Here is a 16,771-nt window from a genome sequence, read left to right as displayed (position 1 = left end):
GGGAATTCAAGCGAGCCTGACCGACATCAGTTAGCCGCGAGTCTCGAAGGCGTTCGAGTCCTGGCGCGTGCTGTTCAATCACCTCTCCATTCGAAGGCGCCGCATCGGCGCGAAGCAGCGGATGGAGCGAGGGGTTGTGATGCAGGCAGAAGAGTTTCGAATCGAGGTGCAGTCGAGGATCGCCGGGCGAAAGTCGATCGATTTGAACAAGCACCACGCCCGTTTGATCGCGGCGCAGGAAGCTCGCAGCTTCGTCGCCGAATGGAAGGCGGAGAAGATCTATCCGTTCCCGGACGACGGACCCGTGACCCCGATCGAGTTGATCGAGCGGCAGGTCTTCGACATCGTCGCCCTCAATGTCGCACGCCATCTTCCGGACTTCGACGGTGCAGCGCTGAGGAGCAAGGCCCTCCACCTTCGGATGCTCCGTCAGGCCATCGAGAAGGGTCCCGAGGATCTTCAATTGATCTTGACCGAGGTCCTGAATCTCCCCGTGCGCCAGCAGGAGGAACTTGCCGAACTGTTGCGTGAGGGCTCGTTGTCCTCAATCATCAACGGGGCGAAGGTCGTCTCCGAACGGCTCAAGTTCCTGAACGGCCTTGAAGCGATCCTCTTCGACAAGGGACCGAAGCAGCGGCTGAAGGAGCGGGCCCAACTGCATCGGATCCTCGCCGAGAACCCGTGGATCTTCGGTGAAGAGTTCCATCTTTCCGTCGACGACATGTCGCTGACCGAAGTGCTTCGCAAGCACAAGGCGCTATTGGGAGAGGACATCGTCATCGGCGCACCAGTCAAGCATGTCTCTCAGACGCGTGGCATCGTCGATCTGATGCTGTCAAGGCAGACTCGCCGCTATCGCGCCAACGACTTGACGCACCTCGTTGTGGAACTCAAGGCGCCCGCCGTCAGGATCGACCGCAAGGAGATTTCTCAGATCGAGGGCTATGCCGCCTCCGTTACCGCTGACGAACGCTTCCGCAACGTCGACGTGAATTGGGTGTTCTGGGTGATCAGCGACGACATCGGTCCCATGGGGAAATTCAAGATTGGCCGAAATACGTCGACCGGACTTGTTCATCAGAACGACAACGTGTCCATCCACATCAAGACGTGGGGTCAGGTGCTCGACGACAACCGGGCCCGCATGCAATTCTTTCAGGAGCGGCTGGCATACCACGCCGACAAGGGCGCAGCGCTGAAGCATCTGCAGGAGCGCTACGCGAGCTATCTCGAGGGCGTCCTCGACACCCATGCCGTGGAGCCAGAGGTCGACACGATGTCCGCCCCTGTCTCAGGTGGCGGCCATGACATCTGAAGCCTTGCCTGCCGCAGGGGTTCAGCGCGGGCGATCGCTCTCACACGCTCTGAGCGCGGCCTTGCGGGCCTCGTGGATCGCCTGGCCGATGGCCGGGCCCTTCTTGCCGGCTGCCAGCGCGGCCGCGGAGATCGCCGCCTGATCGACCGACTGCACCGCGCGCAGGTCGTGCAGCAAGGCCTGGCGCTGCGGATAGGGGCGATCGCGCAAGCCCGTGCGACCGCGGGCGTCGCACTCGCAGGCCAGCAGCAGTTGCGCGAAGCGCTCCGGCCGGCGCGGCGCGTCGCAACGCTCGATCAGGCGCAGGCGCGCCTCGGCGCTGAAGTCCAGGCTCTGATGCACATGCGTGTGCTCGCGTGCGACCAGCTCCGCCAGCTCCTTGCAGTCCGACGGCACGCGCCAGCGCTGCGACAGCGCCGCCGCCAGCTCGACGCCTCGTGACTCGTGCTTCAGGTGGCGCGGCCATTCCTCCTCGGGGGTCGTGCCCTTGCCGAGGTCGTGGCACAGCGAGGCGTAACGCACCGGCAGCGGCGCCTCGACGCGCGCGCATTCCTCGAGCACCAGCAGGACATGGACGCCGGTGTCGATCTCCGGGTGGTGCGCCTCGGGCTGCGGCACGCCGAACAGGCGTGCCAGCTCCGGGGCGATGCGTGCCAGCGCGCCGCTCTCGCGCAGGATCTCGATCATCCGCGCCGGGTGACCTTCCATCAGGCCGCGCGAGACCTCCTGCCAGACGCGCTCGGCGACCAGCGCATCGGCCTCGCCGGCGGCCACCATGTGGTGCATCAGCGCCATCGTCTCCGGCGCCACCGTGAAGTCGCCGAAGCGCGCCGCGAAACGCGCCAGGCGGAGGATGCGCACCGGGTCCTCCGCGAAGGCGTCCGAGACATGACGCAGCACCCGGGCTTCCAGGTCGCGCCGGCCGCCGTACGGGTCCACGATCGTCCCGTCGGCCGCCTGGGCCATCGCATTGATCGTCAGATCCCGGCGGACGAGGTCCTCTTCAAGAGTGACATCCGGGGACGTGTGGAACTGGAAGCCGTGGTACCCGGCAGCCGTCTTGCGCTCCGTCCGGGCCAATGCCACCTCTTCATGGGTCACGGGATCCAGGAACACCGGGAAATCCTTGCCGACCGGCAGAAATCCCTTGTCGATCAAGGACTTGGGCGTCGCTCCGACCATGACCCAATCACGGTCCTGCACGGGCAGCCCCAGGAGCGCGTCCCTGACGGCCCCCCCAACGAGATACATCTGATCACTCATGTTGCGGCGCAGCATCCCTGATAAAGGGGATACCTCCATTAGGCTATCCATCCGTATATTCACCAATGCCACCTGCACACCAGTGCCTGTTCGAACAGGCCAGCTACCGAGAGAGACGTTGTAGTCAGGCAGGGCGGCATAGCAGTAGGGAGTATCTTCAATGAAGTCTGTTCTTCTCCTCCTGCTGGGCGGAATTGGTCTCGCCGCCCAGGCGCAGGAGCAGCAAGCGCCCGACACGAACGCCGTGCACGTCGCCGCTGACACCAGTTTCACCCGGCAGAGCCAGCCCGCGCCCGCGCAGCTGGCCGATGTCAATGAGCAGGAAGGCGCGGACACCGTCATGCCGTCCTTCGTCTCCGAGCCCACGAACCAAGCCATGATGGTCGGCGGCCTGCTGGCTGCCGGATTCATGGTGCGCCGCCGCCGCGACCACTGAGTCACGTCGGTCCACCTCGCCGCCTTTCGCCGCCTGCCCGCACAGGCTGCAGAAGGCGGTTTTTCATTTCCGGCGGCCGGGCCCGCCTCAGGGCTTCAGCACCGGCACCGGGCCGCTGACGTCGCGATACGGTTCCTCGAAATCGAGGAAGTCCTTTTCCGCCATCGCGTCGGCGATCCAGTCGCGCACGCCCGGTGCCGCCTGCACGGCGTCCGTGTAGGCCTTCAGCGCGGCCGGCAACGGCAGTCCGTAGCGGGTCACCCGCATCACGACCGGCGCGTAGAACGCGTCCGCCGCGCCGAACTCGCCGAACAGGAACGGACCGCCGCTCCGGGCCAGCGCGTCGGTCCACAGTTCCACGACGCGGGCGAGGTCCTTGCGCAGGCCGGCCTCGCTGCGCAGCAGGCGCTCCCCGACCGTCGCCAGGTCGGCATCGATGTTCATCATGCAATGGGCGCGCAACTGGCCGAAGCCGCTGTGCATCTCCGCGCAGAGGCAGCGCGCGCGGGCGCGCTGGCGGGCGTCGCGCGGCCAGACGGCCTTGTCGGGGAAGCGCTCCGCCAGGTACTCGACGATGGCCAGCGAATCCCAGATCGCGAGCCCGTCGTCGACCAGCACCGGCACCTTGCCGGCCGGCGTGACCGCACCGATCTCACGGTAGAAGGCCGAATCCGGCGTGAAGTCGAAGCGGAGCTTGCGCTCCTGGAAATCGATGCCCAGCGCCGTCATCAGCACCCACGGGCGCATCGACCAGGACGAGTAGTTCTTGTTGCCGATGATCAGCTGCATGTGGAAGTCTCTCTGCAAGGGGCGACGCGCCGTCGCCGGCGCGACTGGGGTCAGTTCGTGCCGTTGGCCGGGATGTCCGGGGCCGACGCCGCCGCCGGACCGATGACGCGGCCGAGCCGGTCGCGCAGCACGGTGCCGGTTTCGCGGCCCATCAGCTGCGCGTAGATCGTCGCGTTGGACAGCACCTTGCGCACGTAGTCGCGGGTCTCCCAGATGGGAATGTTCTCGGTCCAGATCGCGGCGTCGAGCTGGGGCCCGTCGCGCCAGCGGCGCGGCCGGTTCGGGCCGGCGTTGTAGGCCGCCGCCGCCATCGCCTGCGAGCCCTCGAAGCTGTCCATCACCAGCTTCAGGTAACCGGTGCCCAGGCGCAGGTTGGTGTCGCGGTCATGCAGCATGTCGGGCTTGAAGTCGACGCCCAGCTTCTTCGCCGTCCATTTCGCGGTGGCCGGCATCACCTGCATCAGGCCGCCGGCGCCGACGTGCGAGCGCGCATCCATCATGAAGCGCGACTCCTGCCGGATCAGGCCGTAGACATAGGCCGGGTCCAGGCCCATCGCCGTCGACTGCTTGAGCACGTCCGCGCGGTAGGGCATCGGGAAGCGCTGGGCGAGGTCGATCTCGGTCCTCGTCCGCTCGCTGGTCTGGATGCAGCGCTCCCAGAGCTCGCGTTCGCAGGCGGTCTGCGCCACCGAGAGCAGCTCGCGGTCCGACAGGCCGCGCAGGCTGAAGTTCCATTCGCGCTGCCCCTCGCTGCGCAGGCCGACGGCCAGCAGCAGCAGCGCGCTGGATCCCCGGATTCGCCAGCGCCTGCGCGCGCTCCGCCGCGGTCAGGTCCGCGGGCGTCGGCGGCAGCGGCAGGCGCAGCTTCAACTCGTCGGCGGCGAGCTTGCCGTAGAAGCTCAGCGGCGAGGCGATCGCGCGCAGCGTGTCCTGCGACTCGCGTCGCTGGGCGTCGCCGGCCGCGCCATTCGGCGCCAGCTGCTGTTGCGCCTTCGCGCGCCAGTACTGCCAGGTGATGTCCTTCTGGTCCGACGGCTTCATCAGCGAGAGCGCCGACATCAGCTGATCCGGCCGGCTCGCGCCTGCATCGCCGCGCAACGCGGCGCGCGCCATCCAGCTGATCGTGTCATCGCTCCATTCGACCGGGCCGAGCTTCGCCTGCAGCTTCATCGCGCGATCGAAGTGCTCGTTGGCCTCGTCCTTCAGCCGCAGCGCCGCCTGTCTGCCGTATTGCGCCCAGAGCCACGCGGACAGGTCGTTCGGCAGCCTGGCGGCCCAGCGGCGCACGTCGTCGTCCGCCTTGTCGTAGTCGGTCGCCAGCAGGCGCATCAGCGCCAGCATCGTCAGCTCGGCCTTGGCGCGCGGCGAGGCCGCGGCCTTGCGCTTGAGGTAGCGGTCCGGCTTGTCCATCAGTTCGGCCAGCGCCTCCTGGTCGGGCTTGGACAGCAGCGCGCCGGCCTGCTTCACCGCGCGCGGCTTGTTGGTCTCGACGATGAAGCGCAGCTTGCGCCAGACGTCGGAGTCCTTGAACTGGCCGTTCTCGTGCAGCGTCGTCGCCAGCATGTTGCAGCCCTCGTCCGCATCGCGCTGCGCGAACCACGCGGCGCGCGCGGCGTCCCGGAGGTCCCGCCCCGGGGGATCGGCGAGCAGGGCGTAGCAGGCGACCTCCCGGTCGTCCTGCATCTTGTAGGCGGCGTGGTCGCGGCGGAAGTTGGCCCAGTCGCGGCGGTGTCCCAGTTCCAGCAGCCAGTCGTTGCGCAGCCGGTCCTCGACGTAGGCGCCGGGCCAGCGCGCGTAGAACGCGTTGAGCTCGGGCTGCTGGGCCTCGGACAGGCGGGCGTTCAGCTCCCAGTAGTCGAACCAGGGGGCGAGCGGATGCTGCTGGTCGAAGGCGGCCTGCCGCATCGCGGCCAGTCGCGAACGGTCGCGCACGCGCCAGGCCTCGCGGGCGTCGGTGACCAGGTCCGGCAGCGCGGGCAGCGGATTGGGCACGACGGTGAAGGTCGTGCTCGACTGCGCCAGGGCCGGCGTCGCCGCGATGGCGGTGACGACCGTGACAGCGGTGACCAGGCAGAGGGCGCCCAGGGCCCTCAGGGCGCCGACGGTGGCCGGAGCGGTCACGCGGGCGGAGGCGAGGGCGGTTACAGTGATCCGAGCGAACTTCATGCCGACCTGTGATGAGTGACTCCCCCACGGCTCCCGATGCCGCCGGTGCAACCGGCAAGACCTGGCCCCATGAGCGGAGCGAACTGCGCCGCGCCTTGCTGGCGCGCCGCCGTGAATGGTGGGCCGGTGCCGAGGCGCGCCTCGCAGCCGACAAGCTCGGCGAGCAACTGCTGCCGTTGCTGCGCCAGCTCGAGCCGCTGACCCTCGGCCTCTACTGGCCCCTGGAGGGTGAATTTAACGCAGCGGCCTGGGCCTCGACCCACAAGCTCGGGGGGAGATCACCTTGGCGCTGCCCTTCGCGCGTAAAGCCGGCGATCACGGGCCGGCCTCGATGACGTTCCGGCGCTGGGATGGCCAGGAGCCGACGGTGAAGGACGAATGCGGCATCCCCAGTTCGACCGGGCCGGTGCTGGTGCCGGAGGTGCTGCTGGTGCCGTGCCTGGGCTACACGCGGGAAGGCTTCCGGCTGGGCTACGGCGGCGGCTACTTCGACCGCTGGATCGAGGCCCATCCCGGGGTCACGACGATCGGGTTGGGCTGGAGTTGCTGCGAAGCGGCTTTCGAAGTGCAGCCGCATGACCAGGCACTGACGGTCGTGCTGACGGAGCGCGAACTCATCGCGCCCTGATCGGCTCAGCCCGAGTTCTCATCCACCGGCGGATCCGGCTCGCCGATCGCGCGGCGCGTGATCGCCGCCTGCTCGCTGATCCACTGCGCGAATTCGACGACCTCGGGCCGTGCCCGGCCATGCTCCGACATCATGAGCCAGTACACCGTCGGGCAATCGGTGCGGCCGGCATCGCCGAAAGGCTCGACCAGTTCACCGCGCTCCAGCGCCTCGTAGATCATCGGCAGCCGCGCCAGCGCCACCGCCTGGCCGGACACCGCCGCCTGGATCTGCTGGTAGGTGAAGTTCAGGTACATCCAGCGCCGCGGTTGCAGGTCCGGCGCGCCGTGCAGCGCCAGCCAGCGCCGCCAGCTCAGGAACAGGCCGCTCGGACGCTGGTCGTCCTCCTCGGCCAGCGTGTACTGGCGCAGGTCCGCCGCCTGGCTCAGCGGCGGCCCCTGGCCTTCCTGCGCCTGCTTCGCGACCCACGGATTCACCACCGGGGTCAGCATCTCGCCGAACATCCGCCGCGCCGACGGCGCCACGCGGTTGGGGGCGGCGTAGCGCAGCGCGACGTCGAACTCGCTGTCGTCGATCTCGACGAGCTGATCCAGCGCCGAGACGCGGATGTCCATGTCCGGGTGCTCGCGCTGGAAGGCCTCCAGCCGGGGAATCAGCCACAGCGAGGCGAAGGAGGCGAAGGTCGTCACGTTGACGACGCGCCGGCCGCGCGTCGAACGGATCTGGCGCACCGTGCTGTCCAGCCGCTCCAGCATCGGCTCCACCGCCGACAGCAGCAGCTTGCCGTCCGGCGCCAGTTCGACGTGGCGGGTGCCGCGCTTGAAGAGCGTCGCGCCCAGTTCCTCCTCCAGCGACCGGATCTGGCGGCTGATGGCGGACTGGGTCAGGTAGAGCTCCTCGGCGGCGGCGCTGAAGCTCAGCCGCCGCGCCACCGCCTCGAAGGCGCGCAGCGGACCGACGGCGAGCGGGCGATGGCGGGGCAGATTCATGCGCGGATGGTATCAATCGACGCGACAAGACTCATTGGACTGCCGTGCGGGTCAACCCTAATATTGCACCATGTCCACGAGGAAGGCCGCCGGTACGCGGACCGCCCGGGGGATGAGGAGTCGATCATGAATGTCATGCAAAAGTCATCAATCCAGGTCAGCCGCGACGACGCCGCGTGGACGTTGTCCCAGGGCGAGGCCATGAGCCTGCCCATCGGCCCGGGCCGCCGTGAACTGCATGTGCTCGACGGTCGCGTCTGGGTGACGCAGCGCGGCGACCTGAACCTGCCCGCGCAGGACTTCTGGCTGTCGGCCGGCGAGACGCTGGAAGTCGCCAACGGCACCGAACTGGTCGTGGAAGCCTGGCCGACCGCGCGCTTCCAGCTGCTGGTCCCGCCGCAGGCCTGCCCGACCCGACTGGCCCGCCAGGTCAGCCGCCTGCCTTCTTCGGGCAGCTGTTCGGCCAGCGCCTGGCGAACGCTTGACCGCTGGAGCCTTCGTCGTGACCCCCTTCAGCGCCTTGGCCGGTTTCTCCTTCCTGACGGTCCTCGGCTCGGCGCTGGTGCCGGCGCTCTTCTTCGGCGTGCTGGCCTTCGGCTTCGCGTTGGCGGAGCGCAAGGCCGACTCCATCGCCAGCCGCCCCCAGGGCAGCATGAGCGCGGGCGACTCGAGCGTCTCCTCCGGCGGCCGGAAGTAATTCAGGCTGGCGACCTCTTGTCGCCCGTCCTTGCCGGCCTTCGAGTACCGGAACGGCTCGCAGCCGGCATCCACGTAGCGGGACTGGCTGACGGCGTCCGCCTTCAGGTAGAGCTCGTCGCGGCTGATGATGGCCAGGAACAGGCCGTCCACGTACAGCCCGAACCCGCCGAACATCCGTCGTGCCAGCACCGGCCCGAGCGGGGCCAGCAACTCCATGCAGTGATTCGCGAAGTCCGCGCCCGCGCCGGCGACGCGTCGGACGGTTCCCGTGGTGGTGGTGCCTCGTGCCATGCCGCCGACTCTAGATCACCTCTGGCGCCCTGTCCGCGAGGCGGCCACAATGGTCCGCTCCAGGGCCCGCCGGGTCCGTCAGGGAAGGCGAATGGGCTGGATGGATCCGAACGACAAGCTGCCGATCTCCGAAGACCGCCAGGCGCTGCGCGAGCGCCTGATCCGCGAACGCCTGGACCTGCCGGGCCGCCTTGAACTCGCCGACGTCGTGCAGAGCGTGCTGCGCGTCTGGCTGGTGGGGCGCAAGGAAAAGCGCATCGCCGCGTACTGGCCCATCAAGGGGGAGTTCGATCCGCTGCCGGCGCTGTACCGCTGGAGCGAGGTCGACGGCGACCGCCGCATCGGCCTGCCCGTCGTCGATCGCGAGGAGGGCCGGCTGCGTTTCCACGTCTGGTACCCCGGCTGCCCGATGGAAGAGGACGCCACCGGCATCACCAAGCCCAAGGACACCGAGGCCTTCGATCCCCAGCTGCTGCTGCTGCCTTGCCTCGGCTACGGGCCGGGCGGCATCCGCATGGGCTATGGCGGGGGCTTCATGCTGCGCACCATCGCGCAGATCCAGCCGAAGCCGGTGGTCGTGGGCGTCGGCTTCAGCCACGGCTTCCAGCCGACGCTGACCGCCCAGCCGAACGACGTGAAGCTCGACGCGATGCTGACCGAGATGGGTGTCGTCTGGGAGAATTCCCGCGCATGAATGCCGCCTCGAGTCCTGCCATGAGCTCCGTTGATCCCCTCGCTCCGAACGCCCTGAACGCCCTGAACGCGCTTTATGCGGCCCACCTCGCGGAGCAGCAGCGTCGCACCGAACATGCGCTGCAGCGTGGCGGTTTCGACGCGCTGCTGATCGCCTCGGGCATCGAGAAGTTCGCCTTCCTCGACGACCGGCCCTACGTCTTCCAGCCGAATCCGCATTTCAAGCTGTGGGTGCCGCTGATCCGTCACCCGGACAGCTGGCTGGTGATCCGGCCCGGGCACAAGCCGCGTCTCGTCTACGTGCAGCCCGAGGACTACTGGCATGTGCCGCCCGAGGCGCCGAGCGGCTTCTGGGTCGATCATTTCGAGCTGATCATCGTCCGCAGACCGGACGAGGCGCTGCCCTACCTGCAGGTGCCGGGCACCTTGGCGATCGTTGGCGAGGCGGATGCGGCGCTGGGCGACATCGTCCCGAACAACCCGCCGGAAGTCCTGAACCCGCTGCATTACGCGCGAGCCGCGAAGACCGGGTATGAGTTGCTGCGCCTGCGCGAGGCGTCGGCGCTGGGCGCCAAGGCGCACCTCGCGTCGCAGCGCGCCTTCCGCGACGGGCTGTCCGAGGCGGCGATCCACAACGCCTACCTCGACGCTTGTGGCTTCGCCGAGCGCGACCTGCCGTACGGCAACATCGTGGCGCTCAACGAGCACGCGGCGGTGCTGCACTACCAGTACCAGGACCAGCGTGCCCCGGCGCAATCGCTGTCGCTGCTGGTGGATGCGGGCGCGCACAGCTGCGGCTACGCGTCGGACATCACGCGCACGACCGGCAACGGCGACGCCACCTTCCAGGCACTGATCGATGCGATGGAAGCAGCGCAGCTGCGGCTGGTCGACCGCGTGCGCCCCGGCGTCGACTACCGCGACATCCATCTGGCCTCGCACCGCGAGACCGCCGGCGTGCTGCGCCAGCTCGGCATCGTGACGATGGACGAGGACGCGATGCTGACGCAGGGCGTGACGTCCACCTTCCTGCCACACGGCATCGGCCACCTGCTCGGTCTGCAAGTGCACGACATCGGCGGCTTCATGGCCGGCGAGGACGGCGGCACGATCGCCAGGCCCGATGGGCATCCGTACCTGCGCCTGACGCGCGTGCTGCAACCCGGCATGGTCGTGACGATCGAGCCGGGGCTGTACTTCATCCCGATGCTGCTGGACAAGCTGCGCGCGACGCCCGCGGCCGCGAACGTGGATTGGGCGCTGGTGAAGCACCTGAGCGCGTTCGGCGGTGTCCGCATCGAGGACGACGTGGCCTGCCGCGCGGAAGGCGCGCCGGAGAACCTGACGCGGGAGGCGTTCGCGGCTTTGGCCTGATCAGAACCGGTAGCCGACTCCCACGCCCACCAGCAGCGGATCGATCTTGAACTTGCCGACGGTCGCGCCCTTGGAGCGCACCTCGGTGTCCATCTGGATCTTCTTGACGTCGACGTTGATCGACCACTGCTGGTTGAGCATCACGTCGAAGCCGGCCTGCGCGGCGAGGCCGACGCTGTGCTTCTTGATGGTCGGCTCCAGCGCCGCCTGGACCGCGGGGTCGAAGTGGACGCCGGAGAAGCTCGTGTAGTTGAGGCCCGCGCCGACGTAGGGGCGGACGCTGCCTTCCGGATTGAAGTGGTACTGCAGCGTCAGCGTTGGCGGCAGGTGCTTCACCGAGCCGATCTGCTGGCCGTTGCTGTAGAGCTTGTGGCGTTGCGGCACCGTGAGGACCAGTTCGGTGGCCCAGTTCGGCGTCAGGAAGTAGCTGAAGTCGAGTTCAGGGATCGTCTTGCGGCTCAACGACAGGCCCAGGCCGGTCTTGTCCTTGTCCGCCGGATCGATGTTCACCGCGCGGGCGCGGAACACCCAGGGACCGCTCTGCGCGTGCGCTGATGGCGCCATCGCGGTGGCCAGCGCGGCGAGCGCGACACCGACGGCGATCGACGGACGGAAGACGGGGGCGGTGGGGGCGAAGTTGCGGGACATGCGGTCACTCCTGGTCAATGGGATGACCGGGATTGAATGCGTGCCCTTCCTTCCTGACCTTGATCGTTCACAAGGAACGGCAGTGGGCCCGGGCGCTTCCTGCCGAGGGCGCGGGGCGCTTGCGCCTTGTCAAGCTTTCGCCGCGAGCCCGAGGCGTTCGCACAACGCCAGCGTGAGCGCGCTCTGGTTGAGCGAGTAGAAGTGCAGCCCCGGCACGCCGCCGGCGATCAGTCGTTCGCAGAGGCGCGTGACGACGTCCAGGCCGAAGGCGCGCACCGAGGCAGCGTCGTCCATGTAGCCTTCCATCTTCAGCGCGACCCAGCGCGGGATCTCGATGCCGTCGCGCTGCGCAAACTGCGCGATCCGCGCGAAGTTGTTGATCGGCATGATGCCCGGCACGATCGGCACGTCCACACCCATCGCCCGCGTCGCGTCGACGAAATGGAAGTAGGCATCAGGGTTGTAGAAGAACTGCGTGATCGCGCCACTGGCGCCCGCGCGCACCTTGTCCGCGAAGAACTGCAGGTCGCGCGCCGCGTAGCGCTGCTGCGGGTGGTACTCAGGATAGGCCGCGACCTCGATGTCCCAGTCCGCGCCCTGCGACTCGCGAATGAAGCGCACCAGTTCGGCCGCGTAGCGGAACTCGCCCGCCGTCGCAGTGCCGCTGGGCAGGTCGCCGCGCAGCGCGACGACGCGCCGGATGTTCTGGTCGCGGTAGGTCGTCAGGATCTCGGCGATGTTCTCGCGCGTCGATCCGACGCAGGACAGGTGCGGCGCCGCGTCGAAACCCTGCGACGCGATGTCGGCGACGGTCGACAGCGTCTTCTCGCGCGTCGATCCGCCCGCGCCGTAGGTGACGCTGAAGTACTGCGGGCTCACCGCGCGCAGCTCCTGCACGACGGTCTTCAGCTTCTCGGTGCCGACGGGCGTGTTGGGCGGGAAGAATTCGATGCTGACAGGCGTCTTGGGCGTCGTCATGGTTTCTGGACCCAGATGAAGAATTCGGTGTTGCCGTCGCCGCCGGTGACCGGGCTTTCGAACCAGCCCTTCACGACGAGGTCGCGCTTCTCGGCGGCCGCCAGGGCCTGCTCCTTGAGGACGACGTATTGCGACTTGTCCTTGACGATGCCGTTCTTGTTCAAGGCCTTGGGGCCCAGCTCGTACTGCGGCTTGATCAGCAGCAGCGCCTGGCCTTGCGGCTTGAGCCAGCCGACCACGTGCTTGAGCGTGCCGATCATCGAGATGAAGCTCAGGTCGCCCACGACCAGATCGAAAGGTTCTGCGGGGACGTAGTCCTTCACGTGCATGCCTTCATGGGCCGTCACGCGCGGATCCGCCTTCAAGGTCTCATGCAGCTGGCTGTGGCCGACATCGATGCCGGTCACGTGCGTCGCACCCGCCTTGAGCAGCACGTCGGTGAAGCCGCCCGCGCTCTGGCCCATGTCCAGCGCCGTGAGGCCCGCGACCGACACGCCGACCTTGGCCAGCGCGCCTTCGAGCTTGAGCCCGCCGCGCGAGACGTAACGCAGCTCGGCGTCGTCCGTCACGCGCATGGGGGTGCCCTCGGGCATGTCCTCGCCGCACTTGCGCACGACGGTCCAGCCCTTGGGGCCTTCCCACTGGACCGCGCGCGCGTCGATCAGCCGCTGGGCGGCCGAGCGCGTGGGCGCCAGGCCAAGGGAGAGAAGCAGCTGATCAGCACGCATGGTCGGGTCTCGGGTCAGTCAATCAATAACGGTAGGTGTCGGGCTTGTACGGGCCCGACTTCGACACGCCGATGTAGGCGGCCTGCTCGTCCGTCAGCTCGCTCAGCTGCGCGTTCAACGTCTTCAGCTGCAGGCGGGCGACGTGCTCGTCCAGGTGCTTGGGCAGCACGTAGACCTGGCCGACGGCGTAGGCGTCCTTGTGCGCGAACAGCTCGATCTGCGCGATCGTCTGGTTGGCGAAGCTGGACGACATCACGTAGCTCGGGTGGCCCGTGCCGCAGCCCAGGTTCACCAGGCGGCCCTTGGCCAGCAGGATGATGCGCTTGCCGTCGGGGAAGATCACGTGGTCCACCTGCGGCTTGATCTCTTCCCACTCGTACTTCTCGATCGACGCGATGTCGATCTCGTTGTCGAAGTGGCCGATGTTGCAGACGATGGCGTTGTGCTTCATCGCGGCCATGTGTTCATGGCGGATCACGCCCTTGTTGCCGGTCGTGGTGACGAAGATGTCGGCCTTGTCGGCGGCGTATTCCATCGTCACGACGCGGAAGCCTTCCATCGCGGCCTGCAGCGCGCAGATCGGGTCGATCTCGGTCACCCAGACCTGGGCCGACAGCGCGCGCATCGCCTGCGCCGAGCCCTTGCCCACGTCGCCGTAGCCGGCGATCACGGCGATCTTGCCGGCGATCATCACGTCGGTGGCGCGCTTGATGCCGTCCACCAGCGACTCGCGGCAGCCGTACAGGTTGTCGAACTTGCTCTTGGTGACCGAGTCGTTGACGTTGATCGCGCGGAACAGCAGCGTGCCCTTGGCCGACATTTCCTTCAGGCGGTGCACGCCCGTGGTCGTCTCTTCGGTGACGCCGATGATCTCGGCGCTCTTGCGGGTGTACCAGGTGCCGTCTTCGGCGACCTTCTTCTTGATCGCGGCGAACAGGATGCGCTCTTCCTCGCTGCCCGGGTTGGCCAGCACGGACAGGTCCTTCTCGGCCTTCTGGCCCAGGTGCATCAGCAGCGTCGCGTCGCCGCCGTCGTCCAGGATCATGTTCGGACCTTCGCCCGCGGTGCCCTTGGCGCCGAAGTCGAAGATGCGGTGCGTGTAGTCCCAGTAGTCTTCCAGCGTCTCGCCCTTGTAGGCGAACACCGGGGTGCCGACGGCGACCAGCGCGGCGGCGGCGTGGTCCTGCGTCGAGAAGATGTTGCACGAGGCCCAGCGGACTTCCGCGCCCAGCGCCTGCAGCGTCTCGACCAGCACCGCGGTCTGGATCGTCATGTGCAGCGAGCCGGTGATGCGCGCGCCCTTGAGCGGCTGCGCGGCGGCGTATTCCTCGCGGATGGCCATCAGCGCGGGCATCTCGCTCTCGGCGATCTTGATCTCCTTGCGGCCCCAGTCGGCCAGCGACAGGTCTTTGATCAGGTACTGGTCTTGGGCCAGCGGCTTCAGTTGGGCGTTCATGCGGACTCCTGCGAGGAAGGGCCGTCGACGCCAGCGATCAGGGCATGGGGAGGCGTTTGGAGGGCAATTGCTGGGGCATTTGCCGCTCGGTCCTCACCCGGCCTGCGAAGGGTCGACGGGTGAGCGCGGTTGCCATTGCCGCGGGCGTGTCGCCGCGCGGCGGTTCCGAGCCTGGCCTCGATGGGATGGGAGGTCGCAACGCTCCTCGGAACAGGGCCGGATTGTAGTCAACAATCGCCCCCCATGCGAACGATCCGCCCGCTCAGCGACTGTCCCCGTTCGGCCTGGCGCCCCCTGCGCGGGGTACTGACGGACATCGACGACACGCTGACGGCGGAGGGCGCCATTGCGCCGGCGGCGCTGGACGCGTTGCACCGGCTGCACGCGGCCGGCGTCCCGGTCATCGCGATCACCGGGCGTCCCGCCGGTTGGAGCGAGCCCTTCGCCATGGCCTGGCCCGTCCGGGGGATCGTGGCGGAGAACGGCGGGGTGCTGCTCCACCGCGAGGGGGCGGCGCTCTCGACTGAATTCGCCCAGGACGACACCACACGTCTGGAAAACTTCGCGCGACTGCAGGTCTGCGCGCGGGAGATCGTTGCGACCGTGCCGGGCGCCGTCCTCGCACGCGACAGCGCCGGCCGGCTCACCGACATCGCCATCGACCACAGCGAGTTCTCCACGCTGAACGACGACGCGATCGCCGCCGTCTGCGACCGGATGCGCGCGCACGGGCTGGTGGCGACGGTCAGCTCGATCCACGTCAACGGCTGGATCGGTGATCACAGCAAGTGGACCGCCGCCTCGTGGGCGGTGAAGCGGCTGACGGGCCTGGACTTCGACCCGGTCGAGTGGGTGTATGTCGGCGATTCGACGAACGATCAACTGATGTTCGAGCGCATGCCGCTGTCGGTGGGCGTGGCCAACATCGCGCGTTTCCTGCCGATGCTGGATCACCAGCCGGCTTACGTGACCGCGACCGAACGCGGCGACGGCTTCGCGGAAGTCGCCCGGGCGCTGCTGCTGGCGCGCGGATAGGCCGGCTCGTCGACGACGGGGCGGTGCGGGCGCGGCTGGCGGCCTTCGACCGGATCCCACGCATGACGACCCACCAGCGCGGAGACGCCCGGCCAGTCGTGCCCGCGCGGAAGCACGCGGGCCAGCGCCGCATGACTGACCCGACCGCCGACGGCGACCAGGCGCTCCGCAACCTCGAGCCGCCGACGACGCAGCCGCGGCAGCAGCCAGCGGTTGGTCGGACGTTCGCGCAGCACGCTGGGATGCGGCATGCAGCGGTGCTCCGCCATCAGCAGGTGGCGCAGCAGGATCTCGAGCCCGAACGGATCGAGGGTTCGCCAATCGGTGCTCAATCGCGCCAGCGCGAAGCGCAGGTTGGCCTGCGCGTCGGAATGCGCGACATGGAAACGGTTCTGGCCGGTCATGAACATCGAGACCTCCGGAGGGCGGGAGCACCGCGCCGCTGCGGCAAACGCGGCGCCTGTCCTGGATGTCGGCCAGTGGCCACCGGTTCTGAATCGGGGGATGTCCCCCAAAACGTCACGAAACGAAAGCGCCTCGGGAATGAGCGCCTGCGGAGAGCGCCGGCGGCACCGGTGCCCCTCGGCGCTCACAGTCTTCGCTTCGCTCAGGGTTCGCTTCGAGGGGCACCGGCGCCGCCGGCTTCGAGCGGGTGCAGCCCACCAAAGAAGAAGGGCCGCGCTAGCGGCCCTTCGGGTGGGGTTCGGAGAATCGTCAGCCGGCTTCCGGATGGCGTGCCTTCCAGGCGCGCAGGGCCTGGCGGTAGGCGTCCATCGCGAGATCGTGCAAGTCGAAGATGCACGGGTCGCAGCCGTTGCCGCAGCACGCATCGATGTCCGGCTGCGGCGGCGGCACGGGCATCGGATCGGCACCGGCCTCAAGCGAGGCCGGGACGGCGGCGGAGTCGGACGGGACGTCGGTCATGGCGTCGGTCAGGGCTGGCGATGCTCCCGCAGGGAGGCTGGAGCCTCCCGCGGCAAGGCGCGTCAGCGACGGACCGGCGGCGGACCCGAGTGGTTCGAACGCTGCAGGTGACGGAAGGTGATCCGGCCCTTGGTCAGGTCGTAAGGCGACATTTCCAGGGAGACGGCATCGCCGGCCAGGATGCGGATGTGATGCTTGCGCATCTTGCCGCCCGTGTAGGCGATGACCTGATGGCCGTTTTCCAGCGTCACGCGGAAGCGCGAGTCCGGCAGGATTTCGTTGACGACACCCTGCATTTCGATCAGTTCTTCCTTGGCCATACGGCTTGCTCCATTCTTGAAGATGAAAACGGCGCCAGC

At 68.2% G+C, this 16,771-nt stretch carries 18 protein-coding genes, 2 pseudogenes and 1 riboswitch; of the genes and pseudogenes, 8 read left to right on the top strand and 12 right to left on the bottom strand.

Translation table 11 applies throughout. The features are described from left to right. The first annotated feature begins 67 nt into the window (after window positions 1-67). The gene (locus ACQ86G_RS04160; protein ID WP_431259457.1) at window positions 68-1,315 is read left to right on the top strand and encodes a histidine kinase; all 1,248 of its coding nucleotides are present in this window, start codon (window positions 68-70) and stop codon (window positions 1,313-1,315) included. A gap of 21 nt (window positions 1,316-1,336) precedes the next feature. Here the strand turns inward: ACQ86G_RS04160 and ACQ86G_RS04155 are convergent, their stop codons facing one another. Next, entirely contained in the window at window positions 1,337-2,578 is a 1,242-nt protein-coding gene (locus tag ACQ86G_RS04155) for a multifunctional CCA addition/repair protein (RefSeq protein WP_431261329.1), read from the bottom strand. A gap of 160 nt (window positions 2,579-2,738) precedes the next feature. Between ACQ86G_RS04155 and ACQ86G_RS04150 the strand changes: the two genes are divergently transcribed. Beyond that, window positions 2,739-3,014 carry a hypothetical protein gene (locus ACQ86G_RS04150; protein ID WP_431259456.1) on the top strand — a complete coding sequence of 92 codons (276 nt, stop codon included), beginning with the start codon at window positions 2,739-2,741 and terminating at the stop codon, window positions 3,012-3,014. A gap of 87 nt (window positions 3,015-3,101) precedes the next feature. Here ACQ86G_RS04150 and ACQ86G_RS04145 read toward each other — a convergent pair whose 3' ends face one another. After that, window positions 3,102-3,803, bottom strand: a complete 702-nt coding sequence (locus tag ACQ86G_RS04145) for a glutathione S-transferase family protein (RefSeq protein ID WP_431259455.1) — start codon at window positions 3,801-3,803, stop codon at window positions 3,102-3,104. Window positions 3,804-3,853: 50 nt separating this feature from the next. Next, window positions 3,854-4,357, bottom strand: coding sequence for a lytic transglycosylase domain-containing protein (locus ACQ86G_RS04140; RefSeq protein ID WP_431259454.1), 504 nt, complete (start codon window positions 4,355-4,357; stop codon window positions 3,854-3,856). A 1,623-nt stretch (window positions 4,358-5,980) separates the two neighbouring features. On the opposite strand from ACQ86G_RS04140, the gene ACQ86G_RS04135 reads away from it, so the two are divergent. Together ACQ86G_RS04135 and ACQ86G_RS04130 are read left to right on the top strand one after the other, a co-directional pair. Next, window positions 5,981-6,304, top strand: a complete 324-nt coding sequence (locus ACQ86G_RS04135; protein ID WP_431259453.1) for a hypothetical protein — start codon at window positions 5,981-5,983, stop codon at window positions 6,302-6,304. Continuing rightward, a complete protein-coding gene (locus tag ACQ86G_RS04130) occupies window positions 6,253-6,597 on the top strand; it encodes a 5-formyltetrahydrofolate cyclo-ligase (protein ID WP_431259452.1) in 345 nt (114 codons plus the stop codon). Before ACQ86G_RS04135 ends, ACQ86G_RS04130 begins: the two co-directional genes overlap by 52 nt. A 5-nt stretch (window positions 6,598-6,602) precedes the next feature. Here the strand turns inward: ACQ86G_RS04130 and ACQ86G_RS04125 are convergent, their stop codons facing one another. Beyond that, window positions 6,603-7,586 carry a LysR family transcriptional regulator gene (locus ACQ86G_RS04125; RefSeq protein ID WP_431259451.1) on the bottom strand — a complete coding sequence of 328 codons (984 nt, stop codon included), beginning with the start codon at window positions 7,584-7,586 and terminating at the stop codon, window positions 6,603-6,605. On the opposite strand from ACQ86G_RS04125, the pseudogene ACQ86G_RS04120 reads away from it, so the two are divergent. After that, a pseudogene (locus ACQ86G_RS04120) lies at window positions 7,569-7,895 on the top strand (DUF2917 domain-containing protein); the annotation flags it as partial. The gene ACQ86G_RS04125 and the pseudogene ACQ86G_RS04120 overlap by 18 nt on opposite strands. 324 nt (window positions 7,896-8,219) lie before the next feature. Here the strand turns inward: ACQ86G_RS04120 and ACQ86G_RS04115 are convergent. After that, a pseudogene (locus ACQ86G_RS04115) lies at window positions 8,220-8,501 on the bottom strand (TfoX/Sxy family protein); the annotation flags it as partial. 175 nt (window positions 8,502-8,676) lie between these two features. Between ACQ86G_RS04115 and ACQ86G_RS04110 the strand changes: the two are divergent. Together ACQ86G_RS04110 and pepQ are read left to right on the top strand one after the other, a co-directional pair. After that, window positions 8,677-9,270, top strand: a complete 594-nt coding sequence (locus ACQ86G_RS04110; RefSeq protein ID WP_331613802.1) for a 5-formyltetrahydrofolate cyclo-ligase — start codon at window positions 8,677-8,679, stop codon at window positions 9,268-9,270. A gap of 20 nt (window positions 9,271-9,290) precedes the next feature. Continuing rightward, entirely contained in the window at window positions 9,291-10,643 is a 1,353-nt protein-coding gene (gene pepQ / locus ACQ86G_RS04105) for a Xaa-Pro dipeptidase (protein ID WP_431259450.1), read from the top strand. Here the strand turns inward: pepQ and ACQ86G_RS04100 are convergent, their stop codons facing one another. From ACQ86G_RS04100 to ahcY, 4 genes are all read right to left on the bottom strand, one after another. Further along, window positions 10,644-11,291, bottom strand: coding sequence for an OmpW/AlkL family protein (locus tag ACQ86G_RS04100; RefSeq protein ID WP_431259449.1), 648 nt, complete (start codon window positions 11,289-11,291; stop codon window positions 10,644-10,646). A gap of 129 nt (window positions 11,292-11,420) precedes the next feature. Continuing rightward, window positions 11,421-12,269 (bottom strand): methylenetetrahydrofolate reductase [NAD(P)H], encoded by an 849-nt coding sequence (gene metF / locus ACQ86G_RS04095; protein ID WP_431259448.1) that lies wholly within the window; start codon window positions 12,267-12,269, stop codon window positions 11,421-11,423. Next, window positions 12,266-12,997 carry a TlyA family RNA methyltransferase gene (locus tag ACQ86G_RS04090; RefSeq protein ID WP_431259447.1) on the bottom strand — a complete coding sequence of 244 codons (732 nt, stop codon included), beginning with the start codon at window positions 12,995-12,997 and terminating at the stop codon, window positions 12,266-12,268. The genes metF and ACQ86G_RS04090 overlap by 4 nt, the downstream gene beginning before the upstream one ends. A 22-nt stretch (window positions 12,998-13,019) precedes the next feature. Further along, window positions 13,020-14,453 carry an adenosylhomocysteinase gene (ahcY, locus tag ACQ86G_RS04085; protein WP_431259446.1) on the bottom strand — a complete coding sequence of 478 codons (1,434 nt, stop codon included), beginning with the start codon at window positions 14,451-14,453 and terminating at the stop codon, window positions 13,020-13,022. Window positions 14,454-14,567: 114 nt separating this feature from the next. Then, window positions 14,568-14,666: riboswitch (S-adenosyl-L-homocysteine riboswitch) on the bottom strand. A 30-nt stretch (window positions 14,667-14,696) separates the two neighbouring features. On the opposite strand from ahcY, the gene ACQ86G_RS04080 reads away from it, so the two are divergent. After that, on the top strand, window positions 14,697-15,488 hold the full coding sequence (locus tag ACQ86G_RS04080; protein WP_431259445.1) for an HAD-IIB family hydrolase: 792 nt from the start codon (window positions 14,697-14,699) through the stop codon (window positions 15,486-15,488). Here ACQ86G_RS04080 and ACQ86G_RS04075 read toward each other — a convergent pair. From ACQ86G_RS04075 to infA, 3 genes are all read right to left on the bottom strand, one after another. Further along, window positions 15,416-15,898 carry a hypothetical protein gene (locus tag ACQ86G_RS04075; RefSeq protein ID WP_431259444.1) on the bottom strand — a complete coding sequence of 161 codons (483 nt, stop codon included), beginning with the start codon at window positions 15,896-15,898 and terminating at the stop codon, window positions 15,416-15,418. The genes ACQ86G_RS04080 and ACQ86G_RS04075 overlap by 73 nt on opposite strands. Window positions 15,899-16,202: 304 nt before the next feature. Next, complete coding sequence (locus tag ACQ86G_RS04070; protein WP_431259443.1) at window positions 16,203-16,412, bottom strand: oxidoreductase-like domain-containing protein; 210 nt, start codon at window positions 16,410-16,412, stop codon at window positions 16,203-16,205. Between the two features lie 62 nt (window positions 16,413-16,474). Then, window positions 16,475-16,732, bottom strand: coding sequence for a translation initiation factor IF-1 (gene infA / locus ACQ86G_RS04065; protein WP_067278543.1), 258 nt, complete (start codon window positions 16,730-16,732; stop codon window positions 16,475-16,477). Window positions 16,733-16,771: the final 39 nt, after the last annotated feature.

It is taken from the genome of Roseateles chitinivorans (assembly GCF_050632145.1).
GTDB classification, from domain to species: domain Bacteria; phylum Pseudomonadota; class Gammaproteobacteria; order Burkholderiales; family Burkholderiaceae_C; genus Roseateles; species Roseateles chitinivorans_B.
This window is presented reverse-complemented; position numbering and strand designations above follow the sequence as displayed.

Coding starts and splice junctions, on each gene's coding strand:
- ACQ86G_RS04155 (WP_431261329.1), bottom strand. CDS start 2,578: ATGAGTGATCAGATGTATCTCGTTGGGGGGGCCGTCAGGGACGCGCTC.
- ACQ86G_RS04150 (WP_431259456.1), top strand. CDS start 2,739: ATGAAGTCTGTTCTTCTCCTCCTGCTGGGCGGAATTGGTCTCGCCGCC.
- ACQ86G_RS04145 (WP_431259455.1), bottom strand. CDS start 3,803: ATGCAGCTGATCATCGGCAACAAGAACTACTCGTCCTGGTCGATGCGC.
- ACQ86G_RS04140 (WP_431259454.1), bottom strand. CDS start 4,357: ATGGGCCTGGACCCGGCCTATGTCTACGGCCTGATCCGGCAGGAGTCG.
- ACQ86G_RS04135 (WP_431259453.1), top strand. CDS start 5,981: ATGAGTGACTCCCCCACGGCTCCCGATGCCGCCGGTGCAACCGGCAAG.
- ACQ86G_RS04125 (WP_431259451.1), bottom strand. CDS start 7,586: ATGAATCTGCCCCGCCATCGCCCGCTCGCCGTCGGTCCGCTGCGCGCC.
- ACQ86G_RS04110 (WP_331613802.1), top strand. CDS start 8,677: ATGGATCCGAACGACAAGCTGCCGATCTCCGAAGACCGCCAGGCGCTG.
- pepQ (WP_431259450.1), top strand. CDS start 9,291: ATGAGCTCCGTTGATCCCCTCGCTCCGAACGCCCTGAACGCCCTGAAC.
- ACQ86G_RS04100 (WP_431259449.1), bottom strand. CDS start 11,291: ATGTCCCGCAACTTCGCCCCCACCGCCCCCGTCTTCCGTCCGTCGATC.
- metF (WP_431259448.1), bottom strand. CDS start 12,269: ATGACGACGCCCAAGACGCCTGTCAGCATCGAATTCTTCCCGCCCAAC.
- ACQ86G_RS04090 (WP_431259447.1), bottom strand. CDS start 12,997: ATGCGTGCTGATCAGCTGCTTCTCTCCCTTGGCCTGGCGCCCACGCGC.
- ahcY (WP_431259446.1), bottom strand. CDS start 14,453: ATGAACGCCCAACTGAAGCCGCTGGCCCAAGACCAGTACCTGATCAAA.
- ACQ86G_RS04080 (WP_431259445.1), top strand. CDS start 14,697: ATGCGAACGATCCGCCCGCTCAGCGACTGTCCCCGTTCGGCCTGGCGC.
- ACQ86G_RS04075 (WP_431259444.1), bottom strand. CDS start 15,898: ATGTTCATGACCGGCCAGAACCGTTTCCATGTCGCGCATTCCGACGCG.
- ACQ86G_RS04070 (WP_431259443.1), bottom strand. CDS start 16,412: ATGACCGACGTCCCGTCCGACTCCGCCGCCGTCCCGGCCTCGCTTGAG.
- infA (WP_067278543.1), bottom strand. CDS start 16,732: ATGGCCAAGGAAGAACTGATCGAAATGCAGGGTGTCGTCAACGAAATC.